Below are 19,946 nucleotides of genomic sequence, written 5' to 3' on the forward strand. Positions count from 1 at the left end.
TACAGATGGAAAAGATGGTTCCAGGAACTCCACTCCAGCAAAAGTCAACTCCTCCGACGTGGCTGATTGAAGGCCCATTCTCGGACCTGACTTTTACTTCCGCTGGCGCTGAGGCAGATCCGGGAACCGAAACCGTGACACAGAATTCTGAACATTCCCTATGGGTAACCAAAACCCACAGCAGACCGCACGTCAGCAATGATAATCCTTACTCTGAAGCTCAGTTTAAAACATTGAAATATTGTCCAAAATTTCCAAATCATTTTGGTTCGATCGAGGATACAAGAGCCTTCTGCCAGGATTTCTTTGGATACTACAATAAAGAGCATTACCATTCTGGTATTGGCCTGGTAACCCCGGAACAGTTTCATTATGGCATTGCTAAAGAGATTTATGGGTCTCGCTGTAGAACTTTGAAAGAGGCGTTTATTAAAAACCCAATACGCTTTAAGGGGAAAATCCCTCGGCCACCAGCTTTACCAGAAGCAGCCTGGATCAACAAACCGGAACAGGAAGAGAAGGATAAGATTGGAGCCTAATTTTAGGCATAAAGTGTCTCATTGTCATTGACACATTCCGCATGAAGAATAACTCGGTCTGGTTCCACGAAAAAGTGTTTGGTATCACGAGTGGCCTAACTCTTTTTTTTGGAAATCTTGGGGCAGTAATGGCTGCCGGCCCTCTTTCACAAGCCCTGACGGTTTTTCATTGGCGCACCGTTTTCATCGGGATAGGTGCCCTTTCTCTCTGCCTGGCCCTTGTCGGATTTTTACTGGTCAGAAACAAACCCGAGGATATGGGATTTACTTATCCTAACACCTACACAGGTCATATCCAAACTGTAAACGCGCACTGGTTGATTAACCTTAAGAATGTGTTTATGACCCTGAGTGTTTGGCCAGGGTTTTGGGTCCAATTTGGTATGATTGGTAGCAGTTATGCCTTTATGGGGCTATGGGGAATGCCATATCTGCGGGATGTTCACAGCCTCAACCGCTCCTTTGCGGCTGATCACATGACGATCCAGTTGCTGAGTTTCGCCCTCGGTGCCCTGTTCTGGGGATGGGTATCTGATAAAATCGGCAAGAGAAAGCCATTTCTCATATTTGCTGCGGCAGCGTATGTCCTATCCTGGCTCGTTTTAATGTATTTGCCGTGGACGCCGGGAGTAACAGGTTTTATCATCTTTGCCTTTATGGGATTTTCAGCATCAGGTTTTGTGATCACCTTTGCCGCAGCCAAGGAGATTGTCCACCCACAACTTTCCGGTATGGGGGTCAGCGTGGTCAACACGGGTTGCTTCATCGGCACAGCCCTGGCTCAGCCTCTGTTCGGTTATATTGCAGACCTGATTTGGGATGGAAATATGGCAAACGGCGTCCGAATATACAGTGCCGCTGATTACCAGAACGGATTCATCGCTATGGTCTTTTTGTCAATTCTGGCCTTGGCAGCAGCATTTAGGGTCAGGGAAACCTATTGCCGGAATAATTTTAAAGGCTAAAATTATCTGTTTAAAACAGTAAAAAGTTTATCTGTTTCAACATATATTATATGTTTTCAGCAATCGTTTTTGTTTTGCATTAATATTCTGATTTCCTCCCGAGTGCTGATAGATAACCCTGTGCCATTATCGGTTCCGGCACCCAGCGTTCCTGAGTGAAACTCCGGGTGCCGAAACTGGCAAAATAAAAAGATATTCAATATTTTTATTTTGCCAGCAGTTCTCCGATCATTTTCTGGACAAGTTTTGGGTTGGCCTTGCCCTGGGAGGCTTTCATGGTCTGCTCTACTATAAAGCCCATGGACTTCTTATTCCCGTTTTTATAATTGTCCACCGCTGATGCATTCTCAGAAAGAACTTTATTGACGATCTTTTCAAGATCAGCCGCATCAGACACCTGCCTGAAACCGAATTGTTCAAAAATCTCTTCGGGCGTACCGTCCATTTCAAAAAGTTTTTCCAATACGGATTTGGCCGAATTTGAGTTGATCTCGTCCTTTTCAAGCAGTTGAATGAGGCTTGCAAACCGTTCAGGCGTGACACTGGTATCTGCCAGGGTCTGCCCGTGGGCCTTTAAGGCGGGAAGCAGTTGGGTTGCGATCCATCCGGCCGTCATCCGGGCGGGGGCGCCATGGGTGACAACGGACTCAAAGAACTCGGAAAGCCCCCGTTCTGAACTCATGAGTGCGGCTTCGTCGTGGGTCAATGAATAATCCCGGACAAACCGTTTGACTTTCTGGGCCGGCATCTCCGGAAGAAGGGATTTCATCTTTTCCAGCCAGGCATCGGCCAGGACGATGGGCGGGACCGAAGGGTCGGGAATGCAAGGTCCCTCGAATTTTGCCCGCATGGCTGTGGTGACACGTTTTTCAGGATCCCACAACCGGGTGTGCAACACAATGGGTTCATTATTGTTGACGGCATCGATCTGCCGTTTGATCTCATAGGCAATGGCATCACCCACATGGTGGATGGAATTCATGTTTTTGACTTCCACCTTGGTGTTGAGCTGATCACTGCCCTCGGGCCGAATGGAAATATTGGCATCGCACCGCATGGTCCCGGATTCCATGCTGCACTCTGCACAGCCCGTATACCGGACCTGGTTTCTTATGATCTTTAAAAATTCCATGGCCTCGTGGGGACTTCGAAAATCCGGCTCTGTGACGACTTCAATCAGGGGGGTGCCGGCCCGGTTGAAATCCACCAGGCTGATGGGAACCCGACCCTCGGTTTCATGGACCAGCTTTGCCACGTCTTCCTCCATATGGACGTGGTGCAGCCGAAGTTTTTTCGGTTGGTCCTGTTCGTCCTGAATTTCAATCCATCCCTTTTTTGCAAGGGGCTTATGGGCCTGGGAGAGCTGGAACCCCTTGGGAAGGTCCGGGTAGTAGTACACCTTCTGGTCAAAGGCACTTTCACTCTGTATTTCGCAATTAAGGGAAAGACAGGCAAGGGTCGCCTTTTCCAAGACCTCCCGGCTCATGACAGGCAGGGCCCCCGGCAGTCAAAGGCAGACGGGACAGACATTGGTGTTTGGATCATCTCCGGGGGAGTTGGCACAGTCGCAAAATATTTTGGTGGCCGAGTTCAGCTGTATATGAATTTCAAGACCGATTATCGCTTCATATTTCATGGTTACACCTTCCCTTTAAGGATATCGGATATGCGGCCGGCACGGGCAAGCAGTCCTGCATCGTCAAACCGCCTTCCAATGAGCTGAAGGGCTTTTCCTGCATCATCGGCGCTGTTCGTACCGGAGAGTGAAACCGATGGATTTCCGGTCAGGTTTGATAGAAGTGTCAATGAGAACGTATCATAAAAATTGGATACCGTGGTTGAATCTTCAGACCCGGATTCAGAGACCGGCCCGGCAGCCACTGGCAGGATGATCAGGTCCACGCTTTCAAAGGCATTTTCAAGGGATTCCATAAACCGGGCCCGGATGCGGCAGGCATCCAGGAACGCATTATAATTTCTGTATTGGAAATATCCTCCCTGGAAAAGATAGGCTTTGACCAGCGGACCAAAGGATTCACCCCTGGAATGGATGTACATCTCGTTCCAGTTCTTTACCGAAATTCCTGTCCGGTGGCCGTAGCGGACACTGTCGAACCGGCCTGCACTGGAGGATGCCTCCACGGTGCCGATCACGTTGTGAACGGTCCTGGCAAGGGAAAAATCCTTGATGTCAACTGCCTTGATCTTGATTCCGGCGTTGCTGAATTTTTCCAGATCCTGTTCAAATTCTTTGTTTTCCAGCCCCATGGCGGTATGCCAATTTCGGATCACACCCACGGTCAGCGGGCCGTCCTGGGTTACCGGATTGTCAAAGCCCTCCATGGCTTTATCAATACCGGCAAAATCCATGGAGGGGTCCCGTTCATCCACCCCGGCCATGGTTCGGACCGTTGTTGAAATTGTCTCAAGGGAGCCGGAAAGAATACCGCAGCACTCCATGGAGGGGACAAGGCCGATAAGGCCGGCACGGGGAATAAGGCCGTAGCTGGGCTTAAACCCGAAACAACCGGAATTTGCTGCTGCCATCCGTGCTTCACCGGTGGTATCGGTTTTCAGTACGACATCGCAAAGTCCTTTGGACAGTGCATCCCCACCGGTGTCTCCGTCAAGGCCAAGGCCCAGTTCGCCCATGGCGGTTCTTCCTTTGAGCTCGGCACCGGCATCCCGCAGGCGGGTGATCAATGCGGCATCTTCAAGGGCGACATAATTTTCAAGGGCCCGTGACTGGGCATGGGTGGGCCAGTTTTCCACAGATATGCCGGGCTCAACAGCTAAACGGACATCTGCCATGGGGCCGGTCCCGGGCCGGGCTGAGGCATTTGTATAGGTAAAAATTTCAGATTCCATAAAAAATCCTTTTGTGGTTCCCAATTATTCAAGTATGCTCGCGACCTTGAAGTAGTCTCCCTTTACGGAAGGCGCATTTTTAAACAGATCCCCGGTTTCAACAAATGAAGATCTTGTGGCTGACGTCCCCTCTCTGAAACAGTTTTGACCCTGGACCACCGAAATGGCAGGGTCGTATTCAGGTGCAATGTCCAGGACGGCTTCGGCCATTTTTGCCGCATCTTCAAGGGCGCTTTCAATCATGGACCGTTCTTTTTCTTCAAATCCCAGTCTGGAAACCCAGGACAGATAATCAATATCCTCCTGTTCCTGGTTTGAACCCGGCAGTGCCTCGGATTTTACAAGGTCCAGCAGGCCCAGTTCTTCTAGTTGTTCATGGGCCACCTGGGAGGGTGCTTCGGTGAGGGGGCAGAATGCACTTCTGTTTTTGGGAAAGGCCGTGACCTCCCGGATGGAAGGGGTATTCAGGATCATGGCGACCACCCGGTCCATACCAAGGGCAAGCCCGCCATGGGGAGGCGGTCCGAAATCCAGGGCCTGGAGAAAGAAACCGAATTTTTCCTTTGCCTCTTCAGGCGAAAGCCCCAGAGCCGAGAATACTTTCTGCTGGGTGGCCGGATCATGGATATGGATACTGCCGCCGCCCAATTCCTCACCGTTGACAACGATATCGTAGGACCGTGACAAAAGGGAGAGCAGGTCTTCGGTATCTGCGGGATCAAAGTCGATCCGATCCGGTGCGGTAAATGGATGATGGCTGGAGGTCACCCCTTCTTCCGTATATTCAAACAATGGAAAATCCGTAACCCAGACCGGTTTAAATAGATCTTTTGCGATCATATCAAGACGATCCGCGACATGAAGCCTCAGACGGCCTAAGGCGGAATTGACCACCTTGATAGAAGGATCGGCAATGATGAGAATCACATCGCCGTCCACGGCGTTGAACCGGTCAATGATCGTGCGCTGTTCCTCTTTGCTGAAAAACTGGACAATGTTGGAATCAAGCCGGTCTCCGGTTACGCGCATCCAGGTCATGCCCTTGGCGCCGAAGCCGGGAACGATCTGTTTTGCATATTCATTTTGGAGAACGTTTTTGCTTAGGCTGTTCGAGGCCTGTCCGACCCGGTCTTGTCCATGGCGTCCTGCCAGGTCATGCGGGGAAACGGCCGCGGCAGGCATGTCCCGCCAACTTCAAACATCCGGCTTAACAACTCTTCAATAAGCTCAAAGATAAATTCTTCATCAATAAAGGAGGCTTCAAGGTCCAGCTGGGTAAACTCGGGCTGACGGTTGGCTCTTAAGTCTTCATCCCTGAAGCATCGGGTAATCTGGTAATATCGTTCAAACCCCGCAACCATGAGGAGTTGTTTGAACAGCTGGGGAGACTGGGGAAGGGCATAGAAATGTTTTGGATTCATCCTGTTGGGGACCAGATAATCCCTTGCGCCTTCCGGTGTACTCCGGGTCAAAATAGGGGTTTCAACTTCGATAAATTCATTTTGCTCCAGAAATGCACGAACACAGGCGTTGATTTTATGCCGCTTGATGAGAAATTGCTGCATGCCCGGCCGCCTCAGGTCAAGGTAGCGATACTGAAGCCTCAAATCTTCGGACACCGGTTCACGGCTTATGGTTCCATCTTCACTGTCCACCATGGCTTTTTCAGAAACGGGAAACGGAAGGGTTTTGGACCTGCTGAGGATCGTCATTTTTTCAACGATCACTTCAATATCTCCGGTTTCAATATTTGGATTTTCGGTTCCTTCGGCCCGTTTTACGATTCGGCCGAAAACGCTTATACAATATTCGTTTCGGAGTGTCGTGGATTGATGGTAAACGTCGTCCGGGGCATATTCCGGGCTGAAAACCAGTTGAGCGATTCCGCTTTTGTCCCTGAGATGAACAAAAAGGACTTCCCCATGGTCACGAAGTGCATCGACCCAGCCCGCAAGGTGAACGGTTTTACCGATATCGCCCGGTCCAAGCCGGCCGCAATTGGATCTATCATTATACAGCATAACGCAAGATTCCTTTTCCTGTGGGAGTAATAATTATTCACACCGCTATGTCCAGATGGCTATAAGAAATAACTCATTTTTTGTAAAGAGAAAACGATTCAGCCGCAATGGTTTTGATCCCGTGGCGAGCGATTACCGGATGCAGCTGTTGGATTTTGGAGTAGGCAAATCCCTTAAGTTTCCTGTGACCGACAAAAAAAATGTTTTACCCAGAAGGGGGGGGGGGGGGGGGGAAATTGTACTCTGCAGAAAACAAAAAAAGCCCCTGACAAAATGCCAAGAGCCTTGATAGTCTGAGTGGTGATCCCACCGGGAATCGAACCCGAGTTTCCGGCGTGAGAGGCCAGCGTCCTAACCGCTAGACGATGGGACCACATCAATTGAGCACCATTAATTATACTGAAATCAGAAAAAAGTCAAATAAAAAGTTAAGGGTCTCTTTGATTTTTGGGGGTGTCTGGGTGAAAGGCCTTTGGATTAAAAGGCTTTTTTCTTCCCTTTTCTTGCACCCAGGGCAAAATAAACAAGCCAGCCGAACACGGGGATGATGGCCACCAGGTGCCAGACAAATTTTTCTTTTACAGAAGGAAAATCCTTTTTAATGATGTCAATGAGGGCCAGCATGGTCAGGCCGAATGAGAGGCCGACAACGATTAAAATGTATAAAAGTGTGTTTTCCATTTGCAGGTATGGGGTTCCTATTTTAATTTGTCTGAAATTTTAAGCAGGGTGTCTACATAATAGTTGCTGTGGTTGTATTTGAACAGGACCTCGTGCTGGCGCTGGCGGCTGATGCCTGACTTCCAGCCGTGGTGTTTTAAATAATTGGCCACGGAAAAAATAGCATCATTATGGTCGAATAAATCCACCCGGCTGTCTTTGTTGCCGTCCTTGGCCAGGGTCAGGGCATTGGAGGGCATGAACTGGGGAACGCCCATGGCACCGGCATAGGAGCCTTTGATGGCAGAGGGGTCAAGGCCTTCCCTTTCAGCGTACCGGATCAGGGCTTTTAATTCCTCATACCCCCATTTGCTCCGCTTGGCCACTTTTTTGTCAAAGCTTTCCCGTTTGGGTTTTTTCTTGTCCGGGATGGATTGCCAGATTTCTTCTTGCAGCGCCTTGTCCGTGAGGGCGGCCATGGTGGAGAGGGTGTTGATCACGGTGCGCTTGCCCAGGTAGGATCCCAGTCTTGTTTCCACAAGGATGATGGCCGTGATCACGGTTTTGTCCACGCCAAATGTTTTTTCTGCCGCATCCAGGCTGAGTTTGTGTTTTTCCATGTAGTTCTGTGCATTGGCAATGGACTTGGAAGAGGTGAACTGGTCGTAATTCAGGCTGGATTCCGAATGGATGAAAAACAGGGAAACACCGTCAGGGTTAAAATAAACGGTTTTTTGGTTGAACAGGTCTTGTATCTTTTGGGGGTCAAATCCGTCCTGGATAAGCCGCTCTGCCAGGGGGGCAAGTTTTTTATTCTCAGACGGTTTATCTTCCTGGGCAAAGGCGGCCGAGGACATGATAAATAGAGAAATCAAAAAAAACAGCAATAGAATCGATCGGGTCGGCAAATTTGGTTTATCCATGTTTAAGGTGTCTGCTCCCTTGCAGGTCTTAGGCCCAGGTTTTTATTCCAATTCCAGGTTACATTGTTTTAATTTTTTTATATAGCGTATTTTGTTTTTGATTGCATTAAAAAAATGATCTCCCCCATCTGTAACCATGGCGGTTCTCAAATTCAACCTTTGATTGGGGTCAAAAATGCCAATGAAATTATGTCTTTTTGCAGAGGTTATCCCCATTTGTTTTTGGGGGCCGGGATAGAGGAGAGTAAAATAAAGGGCCTGGAAACAGGTGGTTTCCAGGCCCTGGGTGTTATTCCCTTAAGAGGAAATGGGCAAATTATACATCATAGTAAAGGTCAAACTCATGGGGATGGGGACGGGAAATAACGGGTTTGACTTCGTTTTCCATTTTATAGTCAATCCAATAGTCAATAACGTCTTTGGTGAACACATCACCCTTGAGCAAAAAGTCGTGATCTGCTTTAAGGGCTTCCAGGGCTTCTTCCAGGGATCCGGGTGCAGACTGGATTTCAGCAAGCTCTTCCGGGGGCAGGTCATAGATGTTTTTATCCATGGGGTCGCCCGGATCCATTTTGTTCTGGATACCGTCGATCATTGCCATGGCAATGGCGGAAAAAGCCATATAGCCGTTGGCGGAAGGATCCGGGGTGCGGAATTCAACCCGTTTGGCATTGGGGGAACCCGAATACATGGGCAGGCGGATGGCAGCAGATCTGTTCCGGCTGGAATAGGCCAGTTTAATGGGGGCTTCAAATCCCGGCACCAGACGTTTGTACGAGTTGGTGGTGGGGTTGGTAATGGCGCAAAGGGCTTTGCAATGCTTCATGATGCCGCCGATGGCCCAGAGTGCATTGTCTGACAGGCCTGCATATTTGTTGCCGGCAAAGGTGGGGTTGCCATCTTTCCAGAAACTCATGTGGACATGCATGCCGGTGCCATTGTCACCGTAAAGGGGTTTGGGCATAAAGGTGACGGTGTGGCCGTACTTGTTTGCCACGTTTTTCAATACATATTTAAACCAGGCAAGCTTGTCGCTCATCTCCAGCAGCTTGTCAAAGCGCAGGTCGATTTCAGACTGGCCCGCAGTGGCCACTTCATGGTGCTGGCATTCCATTTCAATGCCCATGTCTTCCAGGGTGAGCATCATTTCGGTTCTCATGTCCTGGTACTGGTCATTGGGGGGAAGGGGGAAATATCCGCCCTTGGACCTGATTTTGTAGCCCAGGTTGGGTTCGGATCCGTCACCCGTGTTCCAATGGGCTTCCGGGCTGTCAATTTCAAAGAAGGAGGCATGGGGTTCCGAGGCATACCGGATATTGGAAAAGATAAAAAACTCAGGCTCGGGTCCCACAAAAATAGTGTCTCCCAGGCCCGTTGTTTTCAGATAGTTTTCCGTTCTTTTGGCAATGCCCCTGGGATCCCTGGAGTAGGACTCCTGGGTGATGGGATCATGGATGTTGCCGATCAGAACCAGGGTGGGTTCCTTGAAAAAAGGATCCATTTTGGCGGTCTCAGGTTCGGGAATCACGATCATGTCCGAGTTGTCAATGTTCTGCCATGCCCTCATGGAAGACCCGTCAAAGCCGAACCCGTCTTCAAAAGCAGACTCGGTAAGCTCTGAGATGGGGACACTGAAATGCTGCCAGGTGCCGATAAAGTCGGTATAGCGTATATCAACTACTCTTGCACTGTTTTCCTTTGCCATGGCGATTACGTCTTTTGGTGTCATTTTAAGCCCTTTCATAAAATATTTTGGTTGTTATATAAAATGCTGCATTGCGTAATTTAAATTGCATCGTCTCCGTCTTCACCGGTTCTGACCCGGATGGCCTGTTCAACGGGCAGGACAAAAATTTTGCCGTCCCCGATTTTACCGGAGTTGGCAGCGGTGCGGATGGTGTTGACCGACTCGTCCAGCCGGTCATCGGTCACCACGATTTCCAGCTTGATTTTGGGGACAAAGTCCACCACATATTCGGCGCCCCTGTAGATTTCCTTGTGTCCTTTCTGCCTGCCGTAGCCGTTAACCTCTGTTACGGTCATGCCGTAAATACCGATTTCACTCAAGGCCTCTTTAACGTCATCAAGCTTAAAGGGTTTGATAATTGCCTCAATTTTTTTCATTTATAATCTCCTTTGATTCTATCTGTGGAAGACGATTGATAATGGATTTTTTTATTTTGTCCAGTTTTTCAGGGGACTCGATTTTCTGATCCTCGTCCAGGCTTTTGACGTAAAAGATGTCAATGACCTGGTCCACCTTGGTGCCGACCATGGCCACATTCACGTTAAGGCCGCTGCGGTACAGGGTGTTGGTGATGGCAAACAAGAGGCCTGGAAAATCATAGGTCAGCACCTCTATGATGGTGAAAAAACTGGAGGTCTCATTGTCGATTCTGACCTGGTTGGGTTCGGGCTGTCCGGCCGAGGGCAGGGTCAAAACCTCTGGGATTTTTTTGAGGGCCTTGTCCAGGTAATGGTCGTCCTCAAGGGCCTGGCTCAGTTCCTGCTCAGCCTTTTCCCATTTTTCACTTTCAAAAAGCCTGTCCTTTGGGGGGCGGACATTAAAGATATCCAGGATATGGCTCTCTCCCAGGGAATAGGCCTGGGAGGCGACAATATCGATATGGTTCTGGAAAAAGATGCCGGCAATTTTCGAGTAAAATCCGGGTTTGTCCCTGCCGCAGATGGATACGGTTCTCATGTCAGGATCGTTTTCCTTGGCAATCTGCCAGATATAATCCCTGTTGTTCAGGTTTCTGTACAGATTGATATGGTCCACAATGTTTTGGGAGGGAACGTAGAGCAGGTAACGCCTGGACATGGCAGACAGCTGCTGGTAGACCTCGTCTTCCCGCCAGGATTCCCTGAGCAGGGCCAGCACATCTTTTTTCTTTTTATCAATGAGGCGCTGGGTTTTTTTGGTGGCCAGCTCTCCTGTTTTGATGATGCCCATGGTTTTGAGGAAAAGATCTTTGAGCAGGTTTTCCGTCCAGCTGTTCCACGCTTTGGGGCCCGTGGCCTTGGAGTCTGCAACCGTGAGCAGGAGCAGCATGCGCAGCAGCCTGATTTTTCCAATCCGGTTGGCCGTGTGCACGGCGGTTTCCTCGTCAAAAATATCTCTCCGGGTGGCGGTTTTGGCCAGAAAAAGATGGTGTTCAATGAGAAAAAGGATGTCTTGTTTTTCACCCGGGGTAAATCCTATACGGTCAATAATGGGGCCGGCAATTTTCGCCCCCCGTTTGGAATGTTCCTTGGCAGGGTCGGATTTGCCGATATCATGGAGAAGGCCTGCCACCATGAGCACGTTTTTATTCCGGATCTCTTTGTATATCCCGGCGTAGAGTTTTTCCATGAGGGTGGTGCCGGGTGTTTTAAAACTGTTGATGATCTGGACACATCGGATACTGTGCTTGTCCACTGGAAAAATGTGGTAATGGTTATACTGGATCTTGTTGACCAAGGGGGAAAACTCCGGGATAAACTGCTCTAATATCCCCGTGGCCAGCATCACGTTTAATACGTTGAATTCCCAATAGGACAGGGCCAGGATCCGTTTGAAAATCTTAACGCACCTGGGGTCTGTCCGGATGGTGCTATCCACCAGGTGGCGAAACTCCGAAGCCACACGCCTGGCTTCAATGGACAGGGGCATCCGGGTCTGGCCGCTTTCAAGAAAGATCTTGAGCAAGAGGTCCGGCGTCTGGAGGATGGAGACGGTATTGGCAAAGTATAGCCTGTGTTTTTTCACCACCAGGCCCGGGGTCTTGGTGGGCCGGGCCTCAAATGTTTCTTTTTTGATTCGGCAGGAGGAGACAATATCTTCAAAGGTGATCTGGGAGATCTGTTTTAAAAATTCCATTTTTTCATGGAGTTCTCCCAAAAAAACCTCCACGTCGGGCTGGCTGATTTTATTGTCATTGTCCAGGAGATTTGCCACTTCAGCCTGGTGCTCAAAGTGGAGGGTGTCGTTTTTCCTGCGGGTGATATAGTGGAGCCGGTTGCGGATGTCCCAGATATAGGCCAGTGAGGCTTCTAAATGCTGGTATTCAAAATTGGATAAAAACCCGTAATATTCCAGGTCCCGCCTGGATTTGATGTTTGATTTGATTTTGGCATACCAGAGCAGGGTGTGGTAATCCCGCAGGCCGCCGAATCCGGATTTGAGATCCGGGGCCACAAGATAGGTGGAGTCCCCGAAATCTTCCAGCCGTTTTTTTCCGTTTTCATAGAGAAAGTTTAAGGTGGGTTTTAAATGTTTGGCCGCCAGCTGTTTTCTGAATCTTTCCATGAAATCCGAATAGACCAGGGAGGCCCCGCAGAGGAATCGTGCATCCAGGACCGTGGTCAGGATGTCGAATCGTTCAAAGGACATCTTAATGCATTCGTCAATGTTCCGAACCGCATAGCCTACCTCAAACCGGGCGTCCCAGAGCGGGTATAAAAGTTCTTGAACAAAGGCTTCCACATCTGCGGGTACTTTTTTATCAAATAAAATTAAAAGATCAATGTCAGAATGGATGCACTGCTCTTTTCGGCCATACCCTCCCAGGGCAATGACGGCAAAGGGATTGCCCGCAATCACCATTTTCCTGGCAGCAATACTCTTTTCAAATACCGAATAAAAGTATTCGTCCAAACAGGTGGTCAGCCGTTCAAGGAAATTTTTTGCCCTGCCTTGGAGAAACTCTTTAATCAGCTGCTCTTTTTCTCGGATCAAGTGTTTTGCGTCCGGACTGTCCATTTTATCCTGCCTGTTTCTGAGTAAAATCATGTTGCGCACTTTGCCTTTGTTCGGCTCGATATACTGCAATGGCTGTGCCAGCCCTTTATTTTCAGGGGGTTGGAGAAAAGGAAAGGAGAATGGTTCTAAATATTTAAATACGGACGGGATTTAATTGCAAAAATGTAAATTTATAGGGCATTGATTATACAGTTTTGTAATTATAAAATATTTTAGCTGATTTTATACGAGCAAACATGCCAGGGTCGTGGCAGGGGCAGGGGAAAAGAGAACAGCCAGGTATAATTTATACCTGGCTGAAAAAAAAGATCCCTTTATTGGCAGGGGAAAAAAGGTTTAATCTTTTTCGATTTTTTCGGGTTCGTCTTCCTTGTCTTCAATCACAGGTTCCTTAGTGGCTTTTTTAAAATTTTTAATGCCTTTGCCCAGTCCTGCCCCGATTTCAGGGAGTTTTCCCGCACCAAAGATGATCAGGATAATGACAAGGATAATTATCAGTTCAGGCATTCCGATTCCACCAATCATATTATGCTCCTAATTTGTTTCATGGCGTTAGCGTCAAAATAAATCAAGTTAATTTAATTAGCATGTCGACCCGGAGGTGTCAATCTTTATGCGTCATGGCCAGGGGTGAAGAAAGATAACATTTTTGTAGTTTAATTTCTGTTGCAATGGATATTTTCTGAGGTTTGGGCAGATAAAAGGAGGTAAAAATTTTATATCCTGCTATAATGGGGGTTGACTATAAAAACCTGGCCTGTTAACCGTAAACAAAGTTTAGATCTTTGTAACCCTAAAACAACATAATGGTGACCTGATGACTAAATCCCCTGATGCCCGGTTTCAAGGGGCGCAACAATATGTTCTGGATCCGGAACTTGCCTCAATTGTCAATATATCTATGAAATTGGAAATGCCTTTGCTGCTCAAAGGAGAGCCCGGCACAGGCAAAACCATGCTGGCCCATGCCATTGCCCAGACCCTTGACATGCCTTTGATCATTTTGAATGTCAAATCCAGCATGAAGCTGGTGGAAGCCCTTTACCAGTATGATACCCTGACCCGGCTCAACGATTCCAGGTTCGGGGATTCTTCCCGTGATGTGAGCGACATTGACGAGTATATTAAGATGGGCAAGATCGGCCAGGCCTTTTGCTCAGATAAGAGGGCGGTGCTGTTAATTGACGAGATTGACAAGGCAGATACGGATTTTCAGGATGATATGCTGGATGTACTGGACCAGATGCAGTTTGATATCATTGAAACCGACAAGAGGGTTTCCGCCCAAAACCGCCCTGTGATCATCATCACTTCAAATGCCAAAAAGGATTTGTCAGATCCTTTTCTGGGCCGGTGCAACTTCCACCACATTGCCTTTCCCGATCCCAAGATGATGCGCAAAATCATCCGGGTTCATTTCCAGGACATTGACACCAAACTTGCTGAAAATGCCATTGCCGCCTTTTATTCTTTAAGGGAGATTGACGGAATTGAGAAAAAACCGGCCACACGGGAGTTGATCAACTGGATACGGGCCTTGAATGCAGACCCGGATTTCCATGCCAAAGACCTGGTCAAGGGGAGCATGCCCTTTTTAGGGGTGTTGTTTAAAAAGAGCCCGGATTATGAACAGGCCAAAAATATGACGGCCCGGCGTAAACTTTTTTAAGCTGCCTTAAAAAATGATGCAAAACCAAACCGTATTGGATGGGGTGCTATGTTTTTATCTTTTTTTTATACCTTAAAAGATGTGGGGGTGCCGGTCTCTCCCACCTCTTTTCTGACCCTGCAAAAAGCGCTGAACCAGGGGATGATCAACAGCCTGAACGAATTTTATACCTGTGCCAGGTCTGTTCTGGTCAAAAGCGAGCGGTATTTTGACCTGTATGATCAGGTTTTTGCCCACCATTTTGACGGGGTGCCTCTGCCCGAGGATGCTGGGTTTGAAGTGGACGATATGGCAAGGGCCATGCTGGATGAATGGCTTAAAAATCCTAAAACGATTGCCAATGCCCTGGGCGTGGATGAAAAAACCCTCAAAAATATGTCTCCGGACGAGCTTATCGAATATTTTAAAAAACGGCTCAAAGACCAGGACGGACGTCATGACGGCGGGAACAAGTGGATCGGTACCGGCGGGACCTCGCCTGTGGGCCACTCCGGGTATCATCCCGGCGGCATGAGGGTGGGGGGGGAATCCCGGAGCAAGTCTGCGGTCAAGGTGGCCAACGAGCGCCGGTACAAGGATTATTCCACCCATGGCCCCCTGACCCAGGCCAAGATCGGGGAGGCCTTGAAAACACTGCGGCACATGATCCCTTCAGGCCCTAAAGATGTGATCAATGTGGATGAAACCATTCGAGAGACCCTGCGCAACGCAGGTGAAATCGAGCTGATATTTGACCGGGCCATGAAAGACCGGCTGAAAATAATTTTGGCCATAGACAATGGGGGATGGTCCATGGATCCCTATATCCATGTGGTTCAGACCTTGTTTGATTATGCCCGGTCCCAGTTTACAGAGGTGAAGACCTATTTTTTTCACAACACCATTTACGACTATCTCTGGGAAGATCCTGCCCGGTATAAAAAACCCAAAAAGGTTATGGATTTTTCAAGGCTGGATCCTGATACCCGGCTGATTGTGGTGGGAGATGCCAGCATGGCCCCCTATGAACTCATGGCCCATGACGGATCCATTCATATCCGGGAACGCAGCGGCCGGTCAAGCATTGAGCAACTCAAATTTCTGACCGATACCTTTTCCCACACGGTCTGGCTCAACCCGGTCTCCCGGTCCATGTGGGGGTATACCCACACCATTTTAGCCATATCCAAGATTTTTCCCATGTATGAACTCTCTTTGGACGGACTTGAAAAAGCCGTGGTCAAACTCATGGAAAAAAACTAGCCTGAATATTTTATAACCTGAAGATCAGAAATTGACAATTCCAAGACTATAAATTGTCACCCTTCGGGCGAATTGATTTTACCCCATCTGCATCCTTGCAGACCGTTCGCAGCAAAGTCACCAGGGCTTCACGGTTTGGCGCCTTGCAGCTAAAGCAAAATCGATTCGTGAAATATGCGGGCTGGGTCAGGGATTTAAAAATTTTTGGGTTTAAATTTTAACCTGGTAAAGGTCCTGGGTGTTCTTGAAGATTTTTTCGGCAAGGGCCTCTGGGTCTGTGTTCTTGATTTGGGCCAGACGCTCCAATACCGATGCCACAAAGGCAGGCTCGTTGCGGCGGAATTTGTTTTTCTGGGGTTTGGGGGTGAGATAGGGGGCATCGGTTTCAATCAATATCCGGTCTTCCGGGATAAGGGGAGCAATCTGTCTTAAATAGGCTCCCCGGTTCAATATGGTGAGTATGCCGGTGATGCCGATATAATAGCCTAAATCCAGGTATTTGAACATCTCGTCTTTGGTACCGGAAAAACAATGGACCACCCCTCTTCTGGCTGCGGGTCCCTCTGATTTGAGAATCTCATAAAACCGTCCCTTTGAATCCCGTTCATGGAAAATCAAAGGCAGATCCAAGCTGCCTGCCATGGCCAGTTGTGCGCAAAAACAGGCTTCCTGGTCGGGTTTCGGGGAAAACATTCTGTTAAAGTCAAGCCCGGTTTCCCCCCATGCCTTTACACAATCCCGGGTCTGGGCCAGTTCTTTGAGAGAGTCCAGCACCTGGCCCGAACATTGGATGGCATCGTGGGGGTGAACCCCCACCGAGGTGAACACATGGTCATAGGCCTGTGCAATTTCTATGGCCTTGAGAGAGGTGGCCTGGTCAACCCCAACCACCATCATGGCGCGGACGCCTGCTTTTTCGGCCCTCTCCATCATCTGATCCAGGTCCGGGTCATAGCTTTTGTCGTCAATATGGCAATGGGAATCAAAAAGAATCATTGGTTTTCCTAAGCGCTTATGGGTCTGCCTGCCTGCGGTTTTATCCGGCCCCTTCCACAGGGTTTACGCGTTAAAGCCTTCACTGAGTTTGGAAGAAGCCGGGTTACGGGTTCAGTGAAGGCTCTTTGTAAGGAAAACTGTTTTGCAGCACTCCTTGACACAAGTGGTTTATATCAGTAAATTCTTTTTCAGTCAATTACCCAAGATCATAGGCTGTTAGGAATATATGAGCGCGGACGGCGGCAAAGCTAATATAATCAGATTATTCAACGTAACCAAACGGTATGGGGCCAAACTGGCATTGGATGATGTTTCCCTGGATATTGAACCGGGTGAGTTTATCATTGTTTCAGGGCCGTCAGGTGCCGGTAAATCAACCCTTTTAAAAGTGTTGTACCTGGCAGAACGGGTCTCTGAGGGTCAGATTCTGATCGACGGGATGAACCTGGCCAGGATTTCGCCGGGCAAGCTGCCTTTTTTGCGACGCCGTTTCGGCATGGTATTCCAGGATTTCAAGCTTATTCCCAACAGGACTGTATTTGAAAATGTGGCCTTGGTGCTCAAGGTGGCCGGTGAAAAGCCATCCTATATCCGGAAAAAAGTCATGCATGTCCTGAGAACCACGGGCATGGAAAAAAAGGCCAACCACCTGCCTCCTACCTTGTCCGGTGGAGAGCAGCAGCGGGTGGCCGTGGCCCGGGCCGTGGTGGGCGAACCCTCCATTATCCTGGCAGATGAACCCACAGGAAGCCTGGATGAGCATTCTGCACGCCTGGTCGTGGACCTGCTTTTGGAATACCATAAAAACGGGGCCACCATCTTGATTGCCAGCCATAACCTGGGGCTGGTGGAATCCAGTGTCCAGGGGCGGAATATTGCCCTTGAAGAGGGGAAACTTCGAGGAATATCCACCATGCTTTATTAAGGAAACAGACCATTGCCATGAAGCGATTTTTAATCAAAGCCTATGCAGATATACGGTCCAACCGGTTTTTGAATGTGATCACCATCATGACCATCGCCCTTTCCATCTTATTGGTATCCGTGTTCATGCTCTTTTTTGAAAACGCCAGCCGGGTTCTGGAATCCTGGAACCAGGGCGGCAGGGCCATGGTATACCTTGACTCCCGGTTTGACCCCGGGATGCTCATCGGTCTTGAAAAACAGCTCGGGGACCTGGGCGGTATTGAGTCTTCCACCTTTATTTCAAAATCCCAGGCCCTGGAACGACTCAAACAGGAGATGGGGTCTAAGACCGGTTTTTTTTCCAGTTTGAAAACCAATCCTCTGCCCCATGCCATTGAGATCACCATGGTCTCCTATTCCAGTTTTGATCAGGTCAAGGCCCTGGCAGAAAAGATTGAAGCTCTGGACATGGTGGCATCTGTGGAATACGGCCAGGGCTGGCTGGGCCGGTTTTTAAAAATATTCAACCTTTTTAAAATGACCGGGTATGCCATGTGCAGCCTGTTTTTACTGATTGCGCTTTTTATAACGGCCAACACCGTGCGCCTGGCCTTTTATGCCAGAAGAACCGAGGTTGAAATCATGCGCCTGGTGGGGGCCACCGAAGGGTTTATCAAAACCCCCTTTTACGTGGAAGGGCTTTTTCAGGGATTTTTAGGCGGACTCATGGGCGTGGGGATCCTTTTGGCCGGGTATATGACCCTTTCCTCTGGCATTACCCAGAATATCGGCTCTTACGTATATGTGGACATCCGGTTTTTGTCCTGGCAGGCCCTGGGGGTGATTTTATTTTCCAGCACATTTTTAGGTTGGTTTGGATGCTTTTTATCCCTCAAACAAATTTTAAAATAAGCCTGGCATTCCTTGCTGCCGGCCTTTTTTTTCTGGCCGGCCTTGTATGGGGCACCCCTGCTGCCGGTGCAGATAAAGCCGTTTTTCAGGGAACCATAACCGCCTTTAAACTGAACATCAGATCTGCCCCGGCCAGGGGAGCCGATGTGGTGGTGGTGGCGGACAAGGGCGATGCGGTGGATGTCCTGGAAGTTAAGGGGGGCATCGGGGGCTGGCTGCAGATCCGGTATGAGGGAAAAAAAGGATATGTGAGAAATCGGCCACACTATATCCGTTTGACCTCTCTTGCCCCGTCCATACCAAAATCCGCGCCTGTTGTACCGGATCCAAAATTGCAAAAATCCATGCCCCAGCTTGAAAATTCAGAACGCGGGTCTGGAACGGCAAAAAAGAAAATCCAACCAGAACGAACACAGGCCCAGAAAAAGGCCATTGCCCGGAAGATAGAACAAGCAACAAAAAAAGTGGCATCCTTCTCCCAAAAAGAGATGGAAATTTTGGACGGCCTCAATGAGATTGATTATGCCCTGAATCAGGCCCGGGTGAACGCCAGGACCTTGAGGCGGGAATCCTCCGACCTTGGCTCTGAGATTGAGACCATCCGGGAGAGGACCCGTGAACTTGGCCTGTCCATGGACGAAACCCGGAATTATGCCGGGGTAAGACTCAATGCCCTCTACCGGATGCACATGATGGGAAGCCTTGAAATGGCAGGCCCCCCCTCTTCATTGTTTGATTTTTTTGTAAAACAAAGATCCTTGAAAACGGTGGTGGCCTCTGATTTTTCCCTTTTGGACAACCAGGCCCGGGACCTTGAAGAACTGGCCCGGCTTGAAGACGATCTTAAACAACAGGTTGATGCCAAAGCCGTTTTAGAAGAGGAGCTTGGTCTTCAGATCCGGATTCAGGAAAAAGAATCCCATAAAAAAGCAATGATTCTTAAAGAGATCCAGAGGAAAAAGAAATTCTCCCAGGCCGCCCTTGCCTCATTGGAGGCCTCGGCCAAAGCCCTGGACCAGACCCTCTCTTCCATGGGTCTGCGGGGCAGTGCCGCCTTGGACGACACCTCATTTGTCCGGCAGAAGGGCCGGCTTTCCATTCCTGTGAGCGGAAAGATTATTTCCAGGTATGGCACTGCCAGAAAGGGAGATTACAAGTCCTTCACTTTTCAAAGCGGAATTGATATAAAGGTGGAACGGGGAGAACCCGTGCGTTCGGTTTTTAAAGGAGAGGTGATGTTCTCCCAGTGGCTCAAAGGGTATGGCAACCTGCTCATCATTAACCATGGTGACAACTATTACACCCTTTATGCCCATGTGGAAGAAGTGTTCAAGAAAAAGGGTGAACGCGTGAGTACTGGAGAAGTCATTGCAACGGCAGGGGATACCGGATCCATTAAAGGCCTCTGCCTTCATTTTGAAGTCCGTCATCACGGGAAACCCGTGAATCCCATAAAATGGCTGAAAAAAGGAGCATAATAGATGAGAGGTGAATGTTCAAT

Annotated in this window: 15 protein-coding genes, 1 tRNA gene and 2 pseudogenes; 7 read left to right on the forward strand and 11 right to left on the reverse strand. The window is 48.9% G+C overall.

Annotated elements, in window-relative coordinates; genetic code table 11:
* The first annotated feature begins 5 nt into the window (after nt 1-5).
* Entirely contained in the window at nt 6-539 is a 534-nt protein-coding gene (locus tag HUN05_07120; GenBank protein WDP84949.1) for a transposase, read from the forward strand.
* Nucleotides 540-580: 41 nt separating this feature from the next.
* Complete coding sequence (locus HUN05_07125; GenBank protein ID WDP84950.1) at nt 581-1,504, forward strand: MFS transporter; 924 nt, start codon at nt 581-583, stop codon at nt 1,502-1,504.
* Nucleotides 1,505-1,709: 205 nt separating this feature from the next.
* On the opposite strand, the pseudogene gatB reads toward HUN05_07125, so the two are convergent.
* From gatB to tatA, 10 genes and pseudogenes are all read right to left on the reverse strand, one after another.
* Nucleotides 1,710-3,140: pseudogene (gene gatB, locus HUN05_07130) on the reverse strand (Asp-tRNA(Asn)/Glu-tRNA(Gln) amidotransferase subunit GatB).
* 2 nt (nt 3,141-3,142) lie between these two features.
* Nucleotides 3,143-4,372, reverse strand: a complete 1,230-nt coding sequence (locus HUN05_07135; protein ID WDP84951.1) for a hypothetical protein — start codon at nt 4,370-4,372, stop codon at nt 3,143-3,145.
* Between the two features lie 24 nt (nt 4,373-4,396).
* Nucleotides 4,397-6,393, reverse strand: a pseudogene (aspS, locus tag HUN05_07140) (aspartate--tRNA ligase).
* A gap of 298 nt (nt 6,394-6,691) precedes the next feature.
* A tRNA-Glu gene (locus tag HUN05_07145) sits at nt 6,692-6,766 on the reverse strand.
* Between the two features lie 104 nt (nt 6,767-6,870).
* A complete protein-coding gene (locus HUN05_07150) occupies nt 6,871-7,074 on the reverse strand; it encodes a PLDc N-terminal domain-containing protein (protein ID WDP84952.1) in 204 nt (67 codons plus the stop codon).
* Between the two features lie 17 nt (nt 7,075-7,091).
* Nucleotides 7,092-7,976, reverse strand: coding sequence for a lytic murein transglycosylase (locus HUN05_07155; GenBank protein ID WDP84953.1), 885 nt, complete (start codon nt 7,974-7,976; stop codon nt 7,092-7,094).
* 316 nt (nt 7,977-8,292) lie between these two features.
* Nucleotides 8,293-9,705 carry a type I glutamate--ammonia ligase gene (gene glnA / locus HUN05_07160; GenBank protein WDP84954.1) on the reverse strand — a complete coding sequence of 471 codons (1,413 nt, stop codon included), beginning with the start codon at nt 9,703-9,705 and terminating at the stop codon, nt 8,293-8,295.
* Between the two features lie 56 nt (nt 9,706-9,761).
* Entirely contained in the window at nt 9,762-10,100 is a 339-nt protein-coding gene (locus HUN05_07165) for a P-II family nitrogen regulator (GenBank protein WDP84955.1), read from the reverse strand.
* Nucleotides 10,087-12,720, reverse strand: coding sequence for a [protein-PII] uridylyltransferase (gene glnD, locus HUN05_07170; protein WDP84956.1), 2,634 nt, complete (start codon nt 12,718-12,720; stop codon nt 10,087-10,089). The genes HUN05_07165 and glnD overlap by 14 nt, the downstream gene beginning before the upstream one ends.
* Before the next feature lie 336 nt (nt 12,721-13,056).
* Nucleotides 13,057-13,245: a twin-arginine translocase TatA/TatE family subunit gene (tatA, locus tag HUN05_07175; GenBank protein WDP84957.1), complete on the reverse strand. Its 189-nt coding sequence runs from the start codon at nt 13,243-13,245 to the stop codon at nt 13,057-13,059.
* A 292-nt stretch (nt 13,246-13,537) separates the two neighbouring features.
* On the opposite strand from tatA, the gene HUN05_07180 reads away from it, so the two are divergent.
* Nucleotides 13,538-14,389 carry a MoxR family ATPase gene (locus HUN05_07180; protein ID WDP84958.1) on the forward strand — a complete coding sequence of 284 codons (852 nt, stop codon included), beginning with the start codon at nt 13,538-13,540 and terminating at the stop codon, nt 14,387-14,389.
* Between the two features lie 48 nt (nt 14,390-14,437).
* Nucleotides 14,438-15,631: a hypothetical protein gene (locus HUN05_07185; GenBank protein ID WDP84959.1), complete on the forward strand. Its 1,194-nt coding sequence runs from the start codon at nt 14,438-14,440 to the stop codon at nt 15,629-15,631.
* 210 nt (nt 15,632-15,841) lie between these two features.
* On the opposite strand, the gene HUN05_07190 is transcribed toward HUN05_07185, so the two are convergent.
* Nucleotides 15,842-16,627 (reverse strand): TatD family hydrolase, encoded by a 786-nt coding sequence (locus HUN05_07190; protein ID WDP84960.1) that lies wholly within the window; start codon nt 16,625-16,627, stop codon nt 15,842-15,844.
* A 226-nt stretch (nt 16,628-16,853) separates the two neighbouring features.
* On the opposite strand from HUN05_07190, the gene HUN05_07195 reads away from it, so the two are divergent.
* Genes HUN05_07195 through HUN05_07205 form a run of 3 tightly spaced genes read left to right on the forward strand, consistent with a single transcriptional unit; the run spans nt 16,854 to nt 19,923 of the window.
* Nucleotides 16,854-17,552, forward strand: a complete 699-nt coding sequence (locus HUN05_07195; GenBank protein ID WDP84961.1) for an ATP-binding cassette domain-containing protein — start codon at nt 16,854-16,856, stop codon at nt 17,550-17,552.
* 17 nt (nt 17,553-17,569) lie between these two features.
* The gene (locus tag HUN05_07200; GenBank protein ID WDP84962.1) at nt 17,570-18,445 is read left to right on the forward strand and encodes an ABC transporter permease; all 876 of its coding nucleotides are present in this window, start codon (nt 17,570-17,572) and stop codon (nt 18,443-18,445) included.
* Nucleotides 18,412-19,923: a peptidoglycan DD-metalloendopeptidase family protein gene (locus tag HUN05_07205; GenBank protein ID WDP84963.1), complete on the forward strand. Its 1,512-nt coding sequence runs from the start codon at nt 18,412-18,414 to the stop codon at nt 19,921-19,923. Before HUN05_07200 ends, HUN05_07205 begins: the two co-directional genes overlap by 34 nt.
* Nucleotides 19,924-19,946: the final 23 nt, after the last annotated feature.

Source organism: Desulfobacter sp. (genome assembly GCA_028768545.1).
In the GTDB taxonomy this organism is placed as follows: Bacteria; Desulfobacterota; Desulfobacteria; order Desulfobacterales; family Desulfobacteraceae; genus Desulfobacter.

What these genes read in the sequence shown, in the direction of transcription:
- HUN05_07120 (WDP84949.1), top strand. Translation starts at nt 6, where the DNA reads ATGGAAAAGATGGTTCCAGGAACTCCACTCCAGCAAAAGTCAACTCCT.
- HUN05_07125 (WDP84950.1), top strand. Translation starts at nt 581, where the DNA reads ATGAAGAATAACTCGGTCTGGTTCCACGAAAAAGTGTTTGGTATCACG.
- HUN05_07135 (WDP84951.1), bottom strand. Translation starts at nt 4,372, where the DNA reads ATGGAATCTGAAATTTTTACCTATACAAATGCCTCAGCCCGGCCCGGG.
- HUN05_07150 (WDP84952.1), bottom strand. Translation starts at nt 7,074, where the DNA reads ATGGAAAACACACTTTTATACATTTTAATCGTTGTCGGCCTCTCATTC.
- HUN05_07155 (WDP84953.1), bottom strand. Translation starts at nt 7,976, where the DNA reads ATGGATAAACCAAATTTGCCGACCCGATCGATTCTATTGCTGTTTTTT.
- glnA (WDP84954.1), bottom strand. Translation starts at nt 9,705, where the DNA reads ATGACACCAAAAGACGTAATCGCCATGGCAAAGGAAAACAGTGCAAGA.
- HUN05_07165 (WDP84955.1), bottom strand. Translation starts at nt 10,100, where the DNA reads ATGAAAAAAATTGAGGCAATTATCAAACCCTTTAAGCTTGATGACGTT.
- glnD (WDP84956.1), bottom strand. Translation starts at nt 12,720, where the DNA reads ATGGACAGTCCGGACGCAAAACACTTGATCCGAGAAAAAGAGCAGCTG.
- tatA (WDP84957.1), bottom strand. Translation starts at nt 13,245, where the DNA reads ATGATTGGTGGAATCGGAATGCCTGAACTGATAATTATCCTTGTCATT.
- HUN05_07180 (WDP84958.1), top strand. Translation starts at nt 13,538, where the DNA reads ATGACTAAATCCCCTGATGCCCGGTTTCAAGGGGCGCAACAATATGTT.
- HUN05_07185 (WDP84959.1), top strand. Translation starts at nt 14,438, where the DNA reads ATGTTTTTATCTTTTTTTTATACCTTAAAAGATGTGGGGGTGCCGGTC.
- HUN05_07190 (WDP84960.1), bottom strand. Translation starts at nt 16,627, where the DNA reads ATGATTCTTTTTGATTCCCATTGCCATATTGACGACAAAAGCTATGAC.
- HUN05_07195 (WDP84961.1), top strand. Translation starts at nt 16,854, where the DNA reads ATGAGCGCGGACGGCGGCAAAGCTAATATAATCAGATTATTCAACGTA.
- HUN05_07200 (WDP84962.1), top strand. Translation starts at nt 17,570, where the DNA reads ATGAAGCGATTTTTAATCAAAGCCTATGCAGATATACGGTCCAACCGG.
- HUN05_07205 (WDP84963.1), top strand. Translation starts at nt 18,412, where the DNA reads ATGCTTTTTATCCCTCAAACAAATTTTAAAATAAGCCTGGCATTCCTT.